Annotated in this window: 13 protein-coding genes and 2 tRNA genes; 9 read left to right on the top strand and 6 right to left on the bottom strand. The window is 64.0% G+C overall.

Going from position 1 to position 18,426, the window contains the following annotated elements; translation table 11 throughout:
* Positions 1-702, top strand: a complete 702-nt coding sequence (locus WH303_RS06985) for a glutathione S-transferase family protein (RefSeq protein WP_339517606.1) — start codon at positions 1-3, stop codon at positions 700-702.
* 70 nt (positions 703-772) lie between these two features.
* Here the strand turns inward: WH303_RS06985 and purL are convergent, their stop codons facing one another.
* Positions 773-4,783 (bottom strand): phosphoribosylformylglycinamidine synthase, encoded by a 4,011-nt coding sequence (gene purL, locus WH303_RS06980; RefSeq protein ID WP_339517604.1) that lies wholly within the window; start codon positions 4,781-4,783, stop codon positions 773-775.
* Positions 4,784-4,965: 182 nt separating this feature from the next.
* Here purL and map point away from each other — a divergent pair, with 182 nt between their 5' ends.
* Both map and WH303_RS06970 read left to right on the top strand, forming a co-directional pair.
* A complete protein-coding gene (map, locus tag WH303_RS06975) occupies positions 4,966-5,781 on the top strand; it encodes a type I methionyl aminopeptidase (protein ID WP_021024879.1) in 816 nt (271 codons plus the stop codon).
* Between the two features lie 222 nt (positions 5,782-6,003).
* Positions 6,004-8,622, top strand: coding sequence for a [protein-PII] uridylyltransferase (locus WH303_RS06970; RefSeq protein ID WP_021024880.1), 2,619 nt, complete (start codon positions 6,004-6,006; stop codon positions 8,620-8,622).
* A 19-nt stretch (positions 8,623-8,641) separates the two neighbouring features.
* Here WH303_RS06970 and def read toward each other — a convergent pair whose 3' ends face one another.
* Positions 8,642-9,181 (bottom strand): peptide deformylase, encoded by a 540-nt coding sequence (gene def / locus WH303_RS06965; RefSeq protein ID WP_021024881.1) that lies wholly within the window; start codon positions 9,179-9,181, stop codon positions 8,642-8,644.
* A gap of 140 nt (positions 9,182-9,321) precedes the next feature.
* On the opposite strand from def, the gene WH303_RS06960 reads away from it, so the two are divergent.
* From WH303_RS06960 to WH303_RS06935, 6 genes are all read left to right on the top strand, one after another.
* Positions 9,322-9,765, top strand: a complete 444-nt coding sequence (locus WH303_RS06960) for a YbaN family protein (protein WP_116925254.1) — start codon at positions 9,322-9,324, stop codon at positions 9,763-9,765.
* Positions 9,766-9,840: 75 nt separating this feature from the next.
* Positions 9,841-9,916, top strand: a tRNA-Asn gene (locus tag WH303_RS06955).
* 47 nt (positions 9,917-9,963) lie between these two features.
* Positions 9,964-10,039, top strand: a tRNA-Asn gene (locus WH303_RS06950).
* Positions 10,040-10,185: 146 nt separating this feature from the next.
* The gene (gene aat / locus WH303_RS06945; protein WP_339517602.1) at positions 10,186-10,971 is read left to right on the top strand and encodes a leucyl/phenylalanyl-tRNA--protein transferase; all 786 of its coding nucleotides are present in this window, start codon (positions 10,186-10,188) and stop codon (positions 10,969-10,971) included.
* Positions 10,964-11,722 carry an arginyltransferase gene (locus WH303_RS06940; protein WP_339517600.1) on the top strand — a complete coding sequence of 253 codons (759 nt, stop codon included), beginning with the start codon at positions 10,964-10,966 and terminating at the stop codon, positions 11,720-11,722. The genes aat and WH303_RS06940 overlap by 8 nt, the downstream gene beginning before the upstream one ends.
* 55 nt (positions 11,723-11,777) lie before the next feature.
* A complete protein-coding gene (locus tag WH303_RS06935; RefSeq protein ID WP_021024885.1) occupies positions 11,778-12,575 on the top strand; it encodes an IclR family transcriptional regulator in 798 nt (265 codons plus the stop codon).
* 69 nt (positions 12,576-12,644) lie between these two features.
* Here the strand turns inward: WH303_RS06935 and WH303_RS06930 are convergent, their stop codons facing one another.
* From WH303_RS06930 to pssA, 4 genes are all read right to left on the bottom strand, one after another.
* Positions 12,645-13,772 carry a serine hydrolase gene (locus tag WH303_RS06930; protein WP_027010406.1) on the bottom strand — a complete coding sequence of 376 codons (1,128 nt, stop codon included), beginning with the start codon at positions 13,770-13,772 and terminating at the stop codon, positions 12,645-12,647.
* A 117-nt stretch (positions 13,773-13,889) separates the two neighbouring features.
* Positions 13,890-15,428, bottom strand: coding sequence for a 2-isopropylmalate synthase (locus WH303_RS06925; RefSeq protein WP_021024887.1), 1,539 nt, complete (start codon positions 15,426-15,428; stop codon positions 13,890-13,892).
* A 154-nt stretch (positions 15,429-15,582) separates the two neighbouring features.
* On the bottom strand, positions 15,583-17,307 hold the full coding sequence (gene leuA, locus WH303_RS06920) for a 2-isopropylmalate synthase (RefSeq protein ID WP_339517596.1): 1,725 nt from the start codon (positions 17,305-17,307) through the stop codon (positions 15,583-15,585).
* Between the two features lie 221 nt (positions 17,308-17,528).
* On the bottom strand, positions 17,529-18,416 hold the full coding sequence (gene pssA, locus WH303_RS06915) for a CDP-diacylglycerol--serine O-phosphatidyltransferase (protein WP_021024889.1): 888 nt from the start codon (positions 18,414-18,416) through the stop codon (positions 17,529-17,531).
* Positions 18,417-18,426: the final 10 nt, after the last annotated feature.

Here is an 18,426-nt window from a genome sequence, read left to right as displayed (position 1 = left end):
ATGCTGACCCTTCACCACCTGGAAACCTCGCGCTCGCAGCGCGTGCTGTGGCTGCTCGAAGAGCTGAACCTGCCCTATGCGCTGGAGACCTACCCGCGCGATGCCAAGACGCGCCTGGCGCCGCCAGCGCTCAAGCGCATTCACCCGCTGGGCCTCTCACCCATCCTCTGCGACCGGGGCCTGGTGATTGCCGAGTCTGGCGCCATCATCGAGTACCTGGCCGAGCGCTATGGCGCCTGGGCGCCGCCCGACATGGCACACCTCGATCCGCCGCGCAGCAGCCCCGAGCATTTGCAGTGCCGCTACTGGATGCATTTTGCCGAAGGCTCGCTGATGAACTGGCTGCTGCTGCAGCTGGTATTTGACAGCATCGCGGCCAAGCCCTTGCCGCTGCTGCTGCGCCCCGTCGTGCGCCCGGTGCTGCACGGCCTGCGCCAGCAGGTGCACAAACTGCTGATCGCCCCGCACATGGAGGCGGCGATGGCCTATATGAACCACCACCTCGCCCACCAGCCCTGGTTTGCCGGCGAGCACCTGACGATGGCCGATTTTCAGATGGGCTTTGCGGTGGAGGCCGCGCTGGCGCGCTGCGCCAACCCCGCCGACTGGCCACACCTGCATGCCTACCGCCAGCGCATGCAGGCGCGCGACGCCTACCAGCGGGCGATTGCCAAGGGCGGGCCGGTGGTGATGAAGCTCTGAGCCACTGAACCCCGGCGCATGAAAAAAGGCCCTGCAGTGCAGGGCCTTGGGTCATGGGGCGTTGCGCAGATCAGCCCAGCCAGTGGCGGGCATTGCGCCAGACGCGCATCCAGGGGCTGTGGGCCGAGCGGTCGCCGTCGGTCCAGCTCATCTGCACATTGCGGAACACGCGCTCGGGGTGCGGCATCATCGCGGTAAAGCGGCCATCGGCGGTGGTCACAGCGGTCAGGCCGCCGGCCGAACCGTTCGGGTTGAACGGGTACTGCTCGGTCGCCTGGCCGTGGTTGTCCACATAGCGCATCGCGGCGATCACCGCATCGGCGTTGCCACGGAAGCGGAAGTTGGCATAGCCCTCACCGTGCGCCACGGCGATCGGCAGGCGCGAGCCGGCCATGCCTTGCAGGAACAGGCTGGGCGAGTCCAGCACTTCAACCATCGACAGGCGCGCCTCAAAGCGGTTGCTCTGGTTTTGCGTAAAGCGCGGCCAGTCTTGCGCACCGGGGATGATGTCGGCCAGCTCGGCAAACATCTGGCAGCCATTGCAGACGCCCAGGCCGAAGGTGTCCTTGCGGCTGAAGAAGGCCTGGAACTGCTCGGACAGCGGCTCGTTGAAGGTGATGGAGCGGGCCCAGCCGATGCCGGCGCCCAGGGTGTCACCGTAGCTGAAGCCGCCGCAGGCGACGATGCCGGCAAAGTCACGCAGCTGGGCACGGCCCGTCTGCAGATCGGTCATGTGCACGTCCACCGCTTCAAAGCCTGCTTCGCCAAAGGCGTAGGCCATCTCCACGTGGGAGTTCACACCCTGCTCGCGCAGCACCGCCACGCGGGGCTTGGCCGCCACGTTGACGAAGGGCGCAGACAGCGCTTCTTGCGGGTCGAAAGTCAGGTGTACATGCATGCCGGGGTCAGACGGCACACCGACCGAGGCGTGCTCGCTGTCGGCGCAGGCGGGGTTGTCGCGCTGCTGGGCAATCTTCCAGCTGACGGCATCCCAGACCTGGTGCAGATCGCTCAGGCTGGCGCCAAACACCTTCTTGGCATCGCGCCAGACCTGCAGCTCGCCCTTGCCCATGTCCATGCTGGACGAGGCCGGACGCGTCTTGCCCACGATGTGGCTGCAGGTGGACAAGCCATGCTCGCGCAGGGCCTGCAGCACCTCGGCGCTGTCGCTGGTCTTGACCTGCAGCACCACGCCCAGCTCTTCGTTGAACAGCGCACGCAGGGTCAGGTCTTCGCGGCGGCCCGATACCTGGGCGCCCCAGTTCTTGCCTTCGCCGCTGTCCATGCGGCTGTCGGAGATGCCATCGCCTTCGGTGATCAGCATGTCCACATTCAGTGCCACGCCGACATGGCCGGCAAAGGCCATTTCTGCCACGGTGGCCAGCAGGCCGCCGTCGCCCTTGTCGTGGTAGGCCAGGATCTTGCCCTGGGCGCGCAGCGCGTTGACGGCGTCGACCAGGGCGATCAGGTCCTTGGCCTCGTCCAGGTCAGGCGTTTCATTGCCGCTTTGGCCCAGCACCTGGCCCAGGATGGAGCCGCCCATGCGCATCTTGCCGCGCGAGAGATCGACCAGCACCAGGGTGGTGTCGGCCTCGTTGGCGTCCAGCTGGGGCGTCAAGGTGCTGCGCACATCATCGATGGACGCAAAGCCGGTGATGATCAGGCTGACGGGCGAGGTGACCTTCTTGGTCTGGCCGCCTTCGCTCCACTGCGTGCGCATCGACAGGCTGTCCTTGCCCACGGGGATGGAGATGTTCAGCTGCGGGCACAGCTCCATGCCCACGGCCTTGACGGTGGCGTACAGATCGGCGTCTTCACCGGGCTCGCCGCAGGCGGCCATCCAGTTGGCCGACATCTTGACCTTGGACAGCGCAATCGGCGCGGCCAGCATATTGGTGATGGCTTCGGCAACCGCCATGCGGCCCGAGGCGGGAGCATTGATGGCAGCCAGCGGGGTGCGCTCGCCCATGGCCATGGCCTCGCCCTTGAAGCCTTGGAAATCGGCCAGGGTCACGGCGACGTCAGCCACCGGCACTTGCCAAGGGCCGACCATCTGGTCGCGGTGGGTCAGGCCGCCCACAGCGCGGTCGCCAATGGTGACCAGGAAGCGCTTGGAGGCCACCGTGGGGTGGGCCAGCACGTCGATCACGGCCTTTTCCAGCGGCACGCCGGTCAGGTCGATGGCGGGCAGGCTGCGCGCCACGGTCTGCACATCCTTGTGCATCTTGGGCGGCTTGCCCAGCAGCACGTCCATCGGCATATCGACCGGGAATTTCTGGTCGTCAGCGGTGGCCGCCGGGTCCTGCAGCACCAGCTGGCGCTCTTCGGTCGCCGTGCCGATGACGGCAAACGGGCAGCGCTCGCGCTCGCAAAACGCGGAGAACTGCGCCAGCGACTCAGGCGCAATCGCCATCACATAGCGTTCCTGGCTTTCGTTGGACCAGATTTCCTTCGGCGCCAGGCCCGATTCTTCGAGGTTGACCTTGCGCAGGTCAAAGCGGGCGCCACGGCCGGCGTCATTGGTCAGCTCGGGGAAGGCGTTGGACAGGCCGCCGGCGCCCACATCGTGGATCGCCAGGATGGGGTTGGCCGCGCCCTGCTGCCAGCAGTGGTTGATGACCTCTTGCGCACGGCGCTCGATCTCGGGGTTGCCGCGCTGCACCGAGTCAAAGTCCAGCTCGGCCGCATTGGTGCCGCTGGCCATCGAGCTGGCTGCGCCGCCGCCCATGCCGATGCGCATGCCTGGGCCGCCCAGCTGGATCAGCAAGGTGCCGGCGGGGAACAGGATCTTCTGGGTCTGCTCGGCATCGATCACGCCCAGGCCACCGGCGATCATGATGGGCTTGTGGTAGCCACGGGTGATGTCACCGACTTGCTGCTCGTACTCGCGGAAGTAGCCGGTCAGGTTGGGGCGGCCGAATTCGTTGTTGAACGCGGCGCCGCCCAGCGGGCCTTCGATCATGATCTGCAGCGGGCTGGCGATGTGCTCGGGCTTGCCGACCTCGCTGCCCCAGAGCTTGGAGACGGTGAAGCCGGTGAGGCCCGCCTTGGGCTTGGAGCCCCGGCCGGTCGCGCCTTCGTCACGGATCTCACCGCCCGCGCCGGTGGAGGCACCCGGGAAAGGCGAGATGGCCGTCGGGTGGTTGTGGGTCTCGACCTTCATCAGCACATGGCTGGTGGCCGCCTGCTTTTGGTAGCTGGGCGCCGTCACGGCATCGGCCTGGGTGTTGAACGGCGCGACAAAGCGCTCGACCTGGTGGCCTTCCATGATGGAGGCATTGTCCGAATAGGCGACGACGGTGTGCTGGGGCGATACCGACTCGGTGTGGCGGATCATGCCAAACAGGCTCTTGTCCTGCGCCACGCCGTCGATGGTGAACTTGGCGTTGAAGATCTTGTGGCGGCAGTGCTCGGAGTTCGCCTGGGCAAACATCATCAGCTCGACATCGCTGGGGTTGCGTGCCAGGCCCTTGAAGGCGTTTTCCAGGTACTCGATCTCGTCGTCGGCCAGCGCCAGGCCCCATTGCTTGTTGGCTTTTTCCAGCGCGCTGCGGCCGCCGCCCAGCACATCGACAAACTCCATCGGCTGGGCTTGCAGGGCGGAGAACAGCTGCTCGGCTTCGGCGCGGGTGCCAAACACCGACTCGGTCATGCGGTCGTGCAGCAGCGCAGCGATCTGCGCGGTCTGCTCGGCGCTCAGCTCGGGCTTGCCGCCCAGCAGGCCGGCCTTGAGCTCGATCCGGTATTCGGTCAGGCGCTCGATGCGGAACAGCGCCAGGCCGCAGTTGCGGGCAATGTCGGTGGCCTTGGAAGCCCAGGGCGAGATGGTGCCCATGCGGGGCGTGACGATGAAGGCCTGGCCGTCGCTGCCGCCTTCATAGGGGTCGCCATAGGTCAGCAGGGCCGCTACGCGCTCGGCCTGGGCGCCGGCCAGGGGCTGCTCGGTGGCCACCAGATGCACAAAACGGGCAGCAATGCCCGTTATCTTTGGATGGATCGCCGTCAATGCGGTCTGCAGTTGTTGGGCGCGGAAGGAGCTGAGGGCGTTACCGCCTGGTAGCTGAGTCAGGTGCAGTGTCACGTGGCAGCCTATGTGGACTAGGAGGATGGGAAGAAAGCACGCATGCGCCTTGCCCACTGCTACGGGCGGACCGTGGCAGCACCATGACAAGGGCGGGATAACCCGGGATTCTACTGTGCCCCGCCAGGACACGTAGCCGCATGGACAACAGGCCAATGGCAGCAGTGGGATAATCATGGGCTATGACGATCAAAATCAATACCGAAGACGATATTGCGCAGATGCGCATCGCAGGCCGCCTGGCCTCGGAGGTCTTGGACTACATCACCCCCCACATCCAACCGGGTATCACCACCAAGCAAATCGATCTGCTGTGCGCCGAGGCGATGGAAAAGCAAGGCACCAAATCGGCCTGCCTGGGCTACCAGCCGCCAGGCATGACGCCCTACCCCGCCTATGTCTGCACGTCGGTCAACCACGTGGTCTGCCATGGCATCCCCAATGACAAGCCGCTCAAGAAGGGCGACATCGTCAATGTGGATGTGACCATCATCACGCCCGAAGGCTATTTCGGCGACAACAGCCGCATGTTCGTGATCGGCGAAGGCACGATTGCCGGCAAGCGCCTGTGCCAGCTGACCTTTGAAGCCATGTGGCATGGCATTGTGCAGGTCAAGAATGGCGCACACCTGGGCGATATCGGCCATGCGATCCAGAAGTTTGCCGAAGGCCAGGGCCTGTCGGTCGTGCGCGAGTACTGCGGCCACGGCATCGGCAAGGTGTTCCACGACGAGCCGCAGGTGCTGCACTACGGCCGCCCTGGCACCGGCGTCGAGCTGAAGACCGGCATGATCTTCACGATCGAGCCCATGCTCAACCTGGGCAAGAAGGACATCAAGGACCTGGGCAATGACGGCTGGACCGTCATCACCAAGGACCACAGCCTCTCGGCCCAGTGGGAAGTCGAAGTGCTGGTGACCGACACCGGCTACGAAGTGCTGACCTGGTCGGAAGGCTCGCCCACGCCACCCAGCTTTGTGACCAGCACCAAGTGCTGATCGGGCGCTGATACTGCACCGATAAATCGCTGCGCGCGTGCCGGGCCTGCCCGGCACCAGCCCACACCAAGGCGGCACTGCAACCAGCATGCCGCCTTGGTCGTTTCTGGCACTCCCGCCTCCTCCATGCCCCCATTTGGTGCGTAGTGGCATGAAATGTGCTTACTCGCTGCTGCTGTTGATTGCTATGGCACACTGCCAACGACAGCATAGTTAGGCACCATGAACGATCCTCGCATTCCGCAGCTGCGCGAGCAGTACCAGGCGCAACGCAGCGCCCTGTTTGATGACATCATGGCCGGGGGCAGCAGCACCCGGGGCATACAGACCCAGCTGCGCAAGCTCTCGCAGCTGGCCGATGGGCTGCTGCGCGATCTCTGGCACCTGGCCGGCCTGCCCGGGCGCCTGAACCTGGTGGGGGTGGGCGGCTTTGGCCGGGGCAAGCTCTTCCCCTACTCCGATATCGATGTGCTGCTGCTGCTGCCCGAAGGCACCGATCCGGAGCAGGACAGCGAATTGCGCACCGCGATCGAGCAGTTCATCGGCTCGTGCTGGGATGCCGGGCTGGAAATTGGCTCGAGCGTGCGCACCATCAGCCAGTGCATCAGCGAAGCCCAGGCCGATGTGACGGTGCAGACAGCGCTGCTGGAGTCGCGCCGCATCATTGGCTCGCCCCGCCTCTACCACCTGTTCCAGGCGGCGCTGGCCCAGTCCATCAAGCCCGACGCCTTTGTCGTGGCCAAGGTGCTGGAGATGCAGCAGCGCCACAACAAGTACGAGAACACCGTCTATGCGCTCGAGCCCAACTGCAAGGAGTCGCCCGGCGGCCTGCGCGATCTGCAGCTGATTCTGTGGCTGGGCCGTGCCACGGGCCTGGGCAGCCGCTGGAAGGAGCTGGCCGACAAGGGGCTGGCGACCGTCTACGAGGTGCGCAACCTGCAGCGCAACGAGGACCTGATCTGCCTCATCCGCGCGCGGCTGCACATTGTGGCGCGGCGCCGTGAAGACCGGCTGGTGTTCGACCTGCAGACGCCGGTGGCCGAATCCTTTGGCTTCAAGACCATCACGCCGGCCGGCCAGCGCTTTCCCAAGCGCGCCAGCGAGGAGCTGATGAAGCGCTACTACTGGGCTGCCAAGGCCGTGGCCCAGCTCACGCAGATCCTGATGCTGAACATGGACGAGCGCCTGCACCCGGGCAACCACACCTTGCGCCGCATCGATGACGAGTTCTACGACAAGGCCGGCCTCATCGAGGTGGCCGACGACGAGGTCTACCAGCGCAACCCGCATGCGATCTTGCGCACCTTTTTGCTCTACGAGACCGAGCCGGGCTTGAAGGACCTGTCGGCCCGTACCTTCCGTGCGCTCTACCATGCGCGCCAGCTGATGGATGCGCAGTTCCGGCGTGACCCGGTCAACCGCGCCACCTTCATGCAGATTCTGCAGCAGCCCCATGGCATCACCCATGCGATGCGGCTGCTCAACCAGACCTCGGTGCTGGGGCGCTACCTCTGGCCGTTCCGCCGCATCGTGGGCCAGATGCAGCATGACCTGTTCCATGTCTACACGGTGGACCAGCACATCCTGATGGTGCTGCGCAATGTGCGGCGCTTTTTCATGGCCGAGCATGCGCATGAGTACCCGTTCTGCTCCCAGCTGGCCGCTGGCTGGGACAAACCCTGGATCTTGTACCTGGCCGCCCTGTTCCACGACATCGGCAAGGGCCGGGGTGGTGACCATTCTGAGATCGGCGCGCTCGAAGTCAAGCGTTTTTGCCGCGACCACCAGATTGCCAAGGAAGACCGGCAGCTGGTCGAGTTCCTGGTGCGCGAGCACCTGACGATGAGCCAGGTCGCGCAAAAGCAGGATACGTCCGACCCCGAGGTGATCACCGCCTTTGCCCAGCGCATGGGCAATGAGCGCCGGCTCACCGCGCTCTACCTGCTGACCGTCGCCGACATCCGGGGCACCAGCCCCAAGGTCTGGAACGCCTGGAAAGGCAAGCTGCTCGAAGACCTGTACCGCTCGACGCTGCGCGTGCTGGGCGGGCGGGCACCCGATGTGGCCGCGCAGGTGGAAATCCGCAAGCGCGAAGCGCTCGTGCTGCTGGCGCTGTCGGCCCAGCCCCATGAATCACAAAAGGCGCTGTGGGATACGCTGGGCCTCGATTATTTTCTGCGCCATGAGGCTGCCGATATCGCCTGGCACACGCGCCACCTGTCACGCGCCGTGGGCAGCAAGGCCACCTTGGTGCGTGCGCGCCAGTCGCTGGCCGGCGAAGGCCTGCAGGTGATGGTCTATGCGCCCGACCAGCCCGATCTGTTTGCCCGCATCTGCAGCTATTTCGACCAGGCGGGTTTCTCGATTCTGGACGCGCGCGTGCACACCGCCCTTAACCGCTATGCGCTCGACACCTTCCAGGTGGTGGCGACCGATGCACCGCAAAGCTACCGCGAGCTGATCAACCTGGTCGAGAGCGAGCTCACGCGCGTGCTGGTGGCCGCCCAGCCGCTGCCCGAGCCCGCGCAGCGCCGCGTATCGCGCCGGGTCAAGAGCTTTCCGGTGGCGCCGCGCGTGCTGCTGCGCCCCGATGACAAAGGCCAGCGCTGGCTGCTGTCCATCTCGGCGGCAGACCGCGCCGGCCTGCTCTACACCGTGGCACGCATCCTGGCGCGCCACCAGCTGAGTGTGGAGCTGGCCAAGATCAGCACCTTGGGCGAGCGCGTGGAAGACAGCTTTTTGCTGCAGGGCCCGGAGCTGCAGAACAATGTGAGCCAGATCGCGATCGAGACCGAGCTGCTCTGGGCACTGGCTGCAACAGGTAGCGGCGCGGCCGGTTGACCGTTAAGGCGGACCCGGCTCAGTCGTCCTCGGCCGCGCTGATACCGGGAAACAGCACCTCGGTAAAGCCGAACTGGCTGAAATCGCGCACCCGCATCGGGTAGAGCTTGCCCCAGAGATGGTCGCATTCATGCTGCACCACCCGGGCATGGAAGCCCTCGGCCTCGCGGTCAATCGGGTCGCCATACTGGTCAAAGCCGGTGTAGCGGATCTTGCGCCAGCGCGGCACCATGCCGCGCAGCCCGGGTACCGACAGGCAACCCTCCCAGTCGTTTTCTTCCTCGTTCGACAAGGGCGTGATCACCGGGTTGATCAGCACCGTGGGCGGCACCAGCGGGCGGTCCGGGTAGCGCGGGTTGCGATCGGGCGAGCCGAAGAACACCACCTGCAGGTCCACCCCGATCTGCGGCGCAGCCAGGCCCGCGCCGTTGGCGTCGCGCATGGTGTCGAGCAGGTCCTGCACCAGCTGGTGCAGCGCATCGGTGTCAAATTCGGTCACGGGCTGCGCGGTGCGCAGCAAACGGGCATCGCCCATTTTCAAGATTGGATAGATCGCCATGCCGGCATGGTAGCGCAGCGCGCAAGCCCGTCTGGCGCCTTTTGCCACCCAAAACACCGGCGCCGCAGCGCAGCAAGATGCCCACCCCCCTTGCCCAGCATCAAGACACTGTTATGCGGCGCGATGCACAATGCTGGACCATGAACGAGCCCGGAGCCTCTTCCACCGCGCTGCAAGACGTGCAGACACCGGCCTACTGCCCCATCCGCAGTCCGGTCTTGCGTTGGCTGCTGCTGTTGGCGGCTGTGGCCTGCCTGGCGATGGGCATCATCGGCATTTTTGTGCCGGGGCTGCCGACCACGGTCTTTGTGCTGATGGCCGGGGCTTGCGCAGCGCGCAGCTCGCCGCGCCTGCATGCCTGGCTGTGGCGCCACCGCCTGTTTGGCGGCATGCTGCGCAACTGGGCGGCGGGCGGTTTTGTCAGCCGCAAGGCCAAGTGGAGCGCCAGCATCACGATGGCGCTGTGTGCCGTCATCATGCTGCTGGTGCCAGCGCCTGGCTGGGCCAAGCTGTTGTCGATTGGCTGCATGGCCTGCGTGCTGGCCTGGCTGTGGTGCCGGCCCGAGCCCCCGGCGCCGCAATGAGCCCAGCACTGCGCGGCAAAAAATGACCTCGCCCGTTTTTCAGGGCAAAAATTCGTTCTATAATCGCAGTCTTGTTCCTCAATAGCTCAGTTGGTAGAGCGCCGGACTGTTAATCCGTAGGTCCCTGGTTCGAGCCCAGGTTGAGGAGCCAAAGAATTTTTTGGCTTTGCAATCGCACAAAGCCTGTTCACTGTTTATTCCTCAATAGCTCAGTTGGTAGAGCGCCGGACTGTTAATCCGTAGGTCCCTGGTTCGAGCCCAGGTTGAGGAGCCATTCAAAAAGCCTGCACGGCCGTGCAGGCTTTTTTGTTTTTGCCGCCCCCGGCCCGCAGCGGCGGCAGAACTGCAGTATTTGTCACCCCCGCGTAGCCTTGGGGGCCAGCAGCGCGCCATTTGGCCGCTACCATGGCAGGCAACACCATGAGCGCCAACCACCACACGCCCCCGCTTGCCTGGCTGCAAGCCGATGACGACTTTCCACCCGTGGACATGGCCTGGGGGCCCCACACCCCGCACCCCGGCCTGCTGGCCGCCGGCGGCGTGCTTGACAGCGCCCACCTGCAGCAGGCCTACCGCCAGGGCATCTTCCCCTGGTTCAGCGAAGGCTCCCCCATTCTGTGGTGGTCCACCGATCCGCGCATGGTGCTGCAACCGGCCAACTTCCGGCTGCACCGCTCACTCAAGCAGGCGATCCGCAAATTCGAGCAGGATCCAAACAGCGAGCTGCGCATCGACAGCGACTTTGCCGCCGTGATTGCCGCCTGCAGCCAGCAGGACCGCCCGGGCCAGGATGGCACCTGGATCGTCGACGACATCCAGGCGGCCTACACCCAGCTGCACCGGGATGGCTGTGCCCACAGCGTGGAGCTGTGGCAAGGCGGCCAGCTAGTGGCCGGCCTGTATTGCGTGGCCATGGGCCGCGCGGTGTTTGGCGAATCGATGTTCACCACGGTGCCCAATGGCTCCAAGATCGCACTGGCCGCGCTGGTGCAGATCTGCCGGCGCGAGCAGGTGCCGATGATCGACTGCCAGCAAAACACCGGGCATCTGGCCTTCATGGGCGCTGCCGAAGTGCCGCGCAGCCGGTTTTTAGAGAATGTGCGCACGCAAATAGCGCTGCCCCCTATGCGCTGGGAGTTTGCATCTCGCGATGGGACTGACATAATCCCACTATCTGAAATGACATCTCCGCATCCGGATGAGTAGGCTGAACGAACTACCGCTGCACAGCTTGCAGTTTTATGCGACAGCGCCCTACCCATGCAGCTATCTCGAAGCGCGCATGGCGCGCTCTCAGGTAGCCACGCCCAGCCACGCCATCCAGAACGATGTCTACTCCGAGCTGATCCAGCAGGGTTTTCGCCGCAGCGGCCTGTTCACCTACCGCCCCTATTGCGACGGCTGCCAGGCCTGCGTGCCCTTGCGCGTGCAGGTACAGGACTTCAAACCCAAGCGCCACCAGCGCCGCGCGCGCAAGCAGCATGAAGCACTGGATGTACGCGTGCTGCCGCTGGGTTTTCTGCGCGAGCACTACGCGCTCTACCTGCGCTACCAGTCGGCGCGCCACACCGGTGGCGGCATGGATGAGGACAGCGTCGAGCAGTATTCGCAGTTCATGCTGCAAAGCCGGGTCAACAGCCGCCTGGTGGAGTTTCGCGAGCCCGCGCAAGGCCAGCAGCCCGGCGCATTGAAGATGGTCTCGATCATCGACATCCTCAATGACGGCCTGTCGGCCGTCTACACCTTTTACGAGCCCGAGGCCCACACCAGCTACGGCACCTACAACGTGCTGTGGCAGATTGAACAGTGCCGCGCGATGGGCCTGCCCTACCTCTACCTGGGCTACTGGATTGCCGCCAGCCCCAAGATGCAATACAAGGCCGATTACCAGCCCTATGAGGTCTATATCGACCAGCGCTGGCAACCGGGCCAGCTCGCCAACCATTGCGCCCCTTGATCGCTCCGATCAAGCGGCCCACCCCTATCTTTGTTATTTGAGCGCCAGTCTACGCATGACCAAAACCACACATGACACCGTCACCAAGCCCAGCGTGCAAGTGCTAGAGCGCATGTTCACGCTGCTGGACGTCCTGGCCACGCGCGAGGAAGCGGTGTCACTCAAGGAGCTGAGCGAGATCACGGGCCTGCACCCGTCGACGACGCACCGCATCTTGAACGACCTGACCATTGGCCGCTTTGTGGACCGCCCCGAATCGGGCAGCTACCGCCTGGGCATGCGCCTTCTGGAGCTGGGCAACCTGGTCAAGGCGCGCATCAATGTACGCGAAGTGGCCCTGCTGCCGATGCGCCGGCTGCACCTGGCCACGCAGCAGGCCATCAACCTGAGCATGCGCCAGGGCGATGAGATCGTCTATGTGGAGCGCAGCTTCAGCGAGCGTTCGGGCATGCAGGTGGTGCGCGCCATCGGCGGCCATGCGCCGCTGCACCTGACATCGACGGGCAAGCTCTTTTTGGCCAATGACGAGCCCGAGCGCGTACGCGCCTACGCGATGCGCACGGGCCTGGCCGGCAACACCAAGAACAGCATCACCAATTTGGCGGTGCTCGAGCGCGAGCTGTCCAAGACCCGCCAGTACGGCGTGGCGCGCGACAACGAGGAGCTGGAGCTGGGCGTGCGCTGCATGGCAGCGGGCATCTATGACGACCAGGGGCGCCTGGTCGCCGGCCTGTCGGTGTCGGCCCCCGCCGACCGCCTGGAAGACGCCTGGACCACGCGCCTGCAGGCCACAGCCAGCGAGATCTCGTCCGCACTGGGCTTTGACGAGCACCGCCAGCCCAACGCACGCTGAGCCCGGGCAGGCCATCACCCCCACGCAAAAAAACCTGCCGAGGCAGGTTTTTTTGTGGGCGCAGCGCGCTCAGTGCTTGGCCAGCAGCTGCGCGCCCGAGCCTTCGACCCAGTGGCGCACGCGCTCGGCATCTGCCAGACGGCCAAACTTGCCGGCCGAATCCAGGAACACCATGATCAGCTTGCGGCCAGCCACCTGGGTTTGCATCACCAGGCAGCGTCCTGCTTCGGAAATGTAGCCGGTCTTTTGCAGGCCGATATTCCAGTCCGGGTTGTGCACCAGGCGGTTGGTATTGTTGAACTGGAGGGTGCGCTCACCCACTTCCACCTGGTAGGACGGCGAGGTGGTCAGATCGCGCATCAGCGGATCGGAGTGCGCGACATTGACCAAGGTGGCCAGGTCAAAGGCGCTGGACTGGTTGGAGCTCGACAGGCCGGTGGGCTCGACATAGCGGGTATCGGCCATGCCCAGCATCTTGGCCTTCATGTTCATCATGCCGACAAAGGTCTGCAGGCCACCGGGGTAGGTGCGGCCCAGCGCATGGGCGGCACGGTTCTCGCTGGACATCAGCGCCAGGTGCAGCAATTCGCCACGCATCAAGGTGGTGCCCACGCGCAGACGCGAGCTGCTGTGCTTTTCGGTATCCACATCGTCCTGGGTGATGGTGATCATCTCGTCCATCGGCAGCTGGGCCTGGGAGATGATGAGGCCGGTCATCAGCTTGGTGAGCGAGGCGATCGGCAGCACGGCATGGTCGTTCTTGGACAGCAGCACTTCATGGGTGTCCTGGTCCAGCACCAGGGCCACGCTGGATTTGAGTGCCAGCGGATCGGTCACATCATGCAGACCGGCCATCTGGCCAAAGGACTGGCGCTCGGGGATGATGACGGCGGCGGCAACGGCAGCGCGCCCTGCGTGGCGCCCTGCCTTGGCCAGTGTGGTCTTGCCCTTGCTGGCTTTGCCGGCGACCTTTTTAGAAGCGGGGGCAGCAGCGGCCTGCTTGTGGCGGCCATTGCGCTCACCCTTGGAGGCCACAGCCGCCTGCTTTTTGCCGGCCTTGGCCTGCACATGGGCCTTGGGAGCGGGCTTGTTCTTGGTGCTGGCCTGCACGCTGGGAGCGGACAAACCAAAGGCCAAGGTACAAATTGCAAACAAATGTGAAAAACGACGCAAAACACTGCGATGACGTAGCGCCATTATTCTGCTCCCTACAAATACGATAGCTGACAGCGGAAATTTGGATTTAAAAAATCGCGCAAATTCATTAACTTACGCGATTCTTCAATTATTTAAGTGAAATTATATTCCGAAGTCTCAACCTTGTGCAGCTACTCGCTCCGTAGGATTTTGTAACTTGTTTAGTGCAGCGATGTAAGCCTTCGCTGACGCCACCACAATATCAGGGTCTGCGCCTACACCATTGACCACACGGCCGCCCATCTGCAAGCGCACGGTCACCTCGCCCTGGCTCTCGGTCGAGCCGCTGATCGCATTGACCGCGTAGAGCACCATCTCGGCGCCGCTGCGCGCCTGCGACTCAATCGCTTTCATCGAGGCATCGACCGGGCCGTTGCCAGTGGACTCGCCGCGCACCTCCTGGCCATGGGCAATCAGCACCACGCTGGCCTTGGGCTGCTCGCCCGTTTCGCTCGATTGCGACAGCGAGACAAAGCGGTAGGTTTCGGCCTGCGCCTCGGCGCCTTCCATGTGCACCAGCGCGAGGATGTCTTCGTCAAAAATTTCGCTCTTGCGGTCGGCCAGGTCCTTGAAGCGGGCGAATGCGGCATTGATCTCGCTTTCGCTGTCCATCACCACACCCAGCTCCTGCAGGCGCTGCTTGAAGGCGTTGCGGCCCGAGAGCTTGCCCAGCACGATCTTGTTGGCGCTCCAACCCACATCTTCGGCGCGCATGATCTCGTAGGTATCGCGGGCCTTGAGCACGCCATCTTGGTGGATGCCGGAGGCATGGGCAAAGGCATTGGCACCCACCACGGCCTTGTTGGGCTGCACCACAAAGCCGGTGGTCTGGCTCACCAGGCGGCTGGCGGCCACGATGTGCTGGGCATCGATGTTGACATCGAGGCCAAAATAGTCACGGCGCGTCTTGACGGCCATGACCACCTCTTCGAGTGAGCAGTTACCCGCGCGCTCGCCCAGGCCGTTGATCGTGCATTCCACCTGGCGTGCACCACCGATCTTGACGCCGGCCAGCGAATTGGCAACGGCCATGCCCAGGTCGTTGTGGCAGTGCACCGACCAGATGGCCTTGTCGCTGTTGGGAATGCGCTCGCGCAGGTTCAGAATGAACTGGCCATAGAGCTCGGGGATCGCGTAGCCGACGGTGTCGGGCACGTTGATGGTCGTGGCGCCTTCGGCAATCACGGCCTCGATCACGCGGCAGAGAAAATCAGGGTCGCTGCGGTAGCCGTCTTCCGGGCTGAACTCGATATCGCCCACCAGGTTGCGGGCAAAGCGCACCGACATCTTGGCCTGCTCGAACACCTCATCGGGCGACATGCGCAGCTTTTTCTCCATGTGCAGCGGGCTGGTCGCAATGAAGGTGTGGATACGCGCACGGTTGGCGGGCTTCAAGGCCTCGGCCGCGCGGGCGATATCGCGGTCGTTGGCGCGGGCCAGCGAGCAGATGGTCGAGTCCTTGATGATGGAGGCGATGCTCTGGACACAATCGAAATCACCGTTGGAGCTGGCGGCAAAACCGGCCTCGATGACGTCCACCTTCAGGCGTTCGAGTTGGCGCGCAATGCGCAGCTTTTCGTCCTTGGTCATCGAGGCGCCGGGCGATTGCTCGCCATCGCGCAAGGTGGTATCAAAAATAATCAGTTGGTCGCTCATCGTGTGTTCTCCATTGCATTGGTCTTGCGCTGCCGCCGTGCTACCACCGTGGGTGAGTGGAATCTCTAAAACAGGCTGCAGGAAAGCGATCTGCTCGCCCTCCTGCAGCCTGCTTCAACCGCGCTACAGTTTACGTGCTTTGCTCCGCCTGTGGTTAGGCGGTAGCTACTTGTGCAGCCGCTTGTGGCGCTGCCGTTTGCACGCTGGCGACAGCACCGCTACGTGCTACCGCGCTCATCACCGCGCGGAAAGCCGCCTGGGTGCTGTTGCTGTCCATGCCCACGCCGTACAGGCTCTGGCTGTCGCCCACGCGCAGCTCGATATAGGCAGCGGCCGTGGCATTGGCGCCCTTGTCGCCACGGGCATCGCTGGCGGCAACGGCATGTTCGCTGTAATCGAGCAGACGCACAGGAATACCGATGGCGCTGCTGACCGCTTGCACAAAGGCATCGATCGGGCCATTGCCGTGGCCTGCGATGCTGACGGCCTGACCGGCCCACTGCACCTTGCCGCTGATGCGCACGTCATCGCTGTCGTTCGATTCCACGCGGTACTGGGCCAGCGCATGGTTGGCGCTGAGTTGGTACTCGCGCTCGAAGATCTGCCACAGGTCCTTGGCGGTGAACTCGGTGCCGGCTGTGTCCATTGCGCGCTGCACCACCTGGCTGAACTCGATCTGCAAGCGGCGTGGCATCGCCAGGCCATAGGCTTCTTCGAGCAGGTAGGAGATGCCGCCCTTGCCCGACTGGCTGTTGACGCGGATCACAGCCTCGTAGCTGCGGCCCAGGTCCTTGGGGTCGATCGGCAGGTAAGGGATCTCCCAGATATCGGCATCCTGGCGGGCCGCAAAGGCCTTCTTGATCGCATCCTGGTGCGAGCCCGAGAACGAGGTGTAGACCAGGTCGCCGGCATAGGGGTGGCGCGCGGGCACGGGCAGCTGGTTGCAGTACTCGACTTCAGCGCGGATGGCATCGATGTCCGAGAAATCGAGCTGGGGCGATACGCCCTGCACATACATGTTCAAGGCCACGTTGACGATGTCGAGGTTGCCGGTGCGCTCGCCGTTGCCAAACAGGCAGCCTTCGACGCGGTGGGCGCCGGCCATCAAGGCCAACTCGGCGCTGGCCGTGCCGGTGCCGCGGTCATTGTGCGGGTGCACGGACACCACCACCTCAGGGCGGCTGGCGAACTTGCGCACCATCCACTCGATCTGGTCGGCAAACACATTGGGGGTGGCGTTCTCTACCGTGGTGGGCAGGTTCAGGATGATGTCGCGGCCTGGGCCCCAGGCGGCAATCGCCGTCTCGCAGGCCTGCAGGGACACCTCGAGTTCGGCGAGCGAGAAGGTCTCGGGCGAGTACTGCAAGACCCATTCGGTGGCGGGCTGGGCATCGGTCAAGGTCTTGAGGTGGCTGACCTGGTCTTTGACCAGGGCCATCACCTCGGGCACGCTCATGCCGAACACCACCTTGCGCCAGACCGGGGCCACCGCGTTGTAGATGTGGACGATGGCGCGCGGCGCGCCTTGCAGGGCCTCGACCGTGCGCGTAATCAGCTCAGGGCGGGCGGGGGTCATCACCTGGATGGTGACGTCAGCGGGAATGCGCTTTTCCTCGATCAACTGGCGCACAAAGTCGAACTCGATCTGCGAGGATGCGGGAAAGCCGACTTCGATTTCCTTGAAACCAATCTTGACCAGCATGTCGAACATGCGCAGCTTGCGTGCCAGGTCCATTGGCTCGATCAGCGCCTGGTTGCCATCGCGCAGATCGGTGGACAGCCAGATGGGCGCCTGGGTGATCTGGGCATCAGGCCAGGTGCGGTCACGCAACGCAATGGCTGGAAAAGCGCGGTACTTGCTGGAAGGTTGGGTCAACATGGTTGTCTGGTCTTTCTCATCGGAACAAAAAGTTCGGGGTTGGAAACCAGCAACCTGCTAAAACAGAATCGGCCCGTTGCTGGTGCAAACGGGCCGAGGTGTAGGGGTGAAAAACTGCGCGCTACTCTACCTGCCCGTTGGACATGCTAGTAGTAGAGCTAGGGACAGGTTTTGCATGGCGTTTACTCTAACACAGGTTTTGCCCGGTGTCTGCAAAAAACTCAATCGTGGTGCAAGCCGCGCTCTTCGGGCTCGTCGGTCGAGGTCGCCACGATCGAGACATGCTGGCCCTTGAAGCGGCGCCAGGCATAGATCACATAGCCCGAGAGCAAATAGGCCACAAAGATCAGGAACAGCATCGTGGCCGGCTCGATGCTGACCACCGCCAGCAGCAGCACCACCACCACCAGCGAGATGAAGGGCACGCTCTTGGCAGCGCCAGCATCCTTGAAGCTGTAGTACGGGATATTGGTGACCATGGTCAGGCCCGCCAGCAAGGTGATGGCAAACATGATCCAGGACAGGTCATCGCGGCTGGCCGGATAACCGCCAAACAGCGCAATCACCTGGCCGAAAATCGGCACATCGCGGTGCGATACCAGAAGCGCGCTGGTGAGCCAAATAAAGCCCGCCACCAAGGCTGCAGCAGCGGGCGATGGCATGCCCTGGAAGTAGCGCTTGTCCACCACCCCGGTGTTCACATTGAAGCGCGCCAGGCGCAGCGCTGCGCAGGAGCAATAGACAAAGGCTGCGATCCAGCCCCAGCGGCCCAGCGGGCGCAGCGCCCACTCATAGGCAATGAGTGCCGGCGCCGCGCCAAAGGACACCATGTCCGACAGCGAATCCATCTGCTCGCCAAAGGCGCTTTGCGTGTGCGTCATGCGCGCCACGCGGCCGTCGAGGCTGTCGAGCACCATCGCGCAGAACACGCCCACGGCCGCAGCCTCGAAACGGCCATTCATGGCCATCACGATCGAGTAAAAACCGCCAAACAAGGCGGCCAAGGTAAACGAGTTGGGCAGCACATAGATGCCCTTGCGCCACTTGCGCTGCGCAGGCTGCAGTGCATGCGCTGCGGCCTTGGGCTTGGTTTCGTTTTCGTCCAGCATTCAATCCACT

Origin of the sequence: Comamonas sp. MYb69 (genome assembly GCF_037479315.1) — a bacterium.
Classification (GTDB): domain Bacteria; phylum Pseudomonadota; class Gammaproteobacteria; order Burkholderiales; family Burkholderiaceae_C; genus Comamonas.
This window is presented reverse-complemented; position numbering and strand designations above follow the sequence as displayed.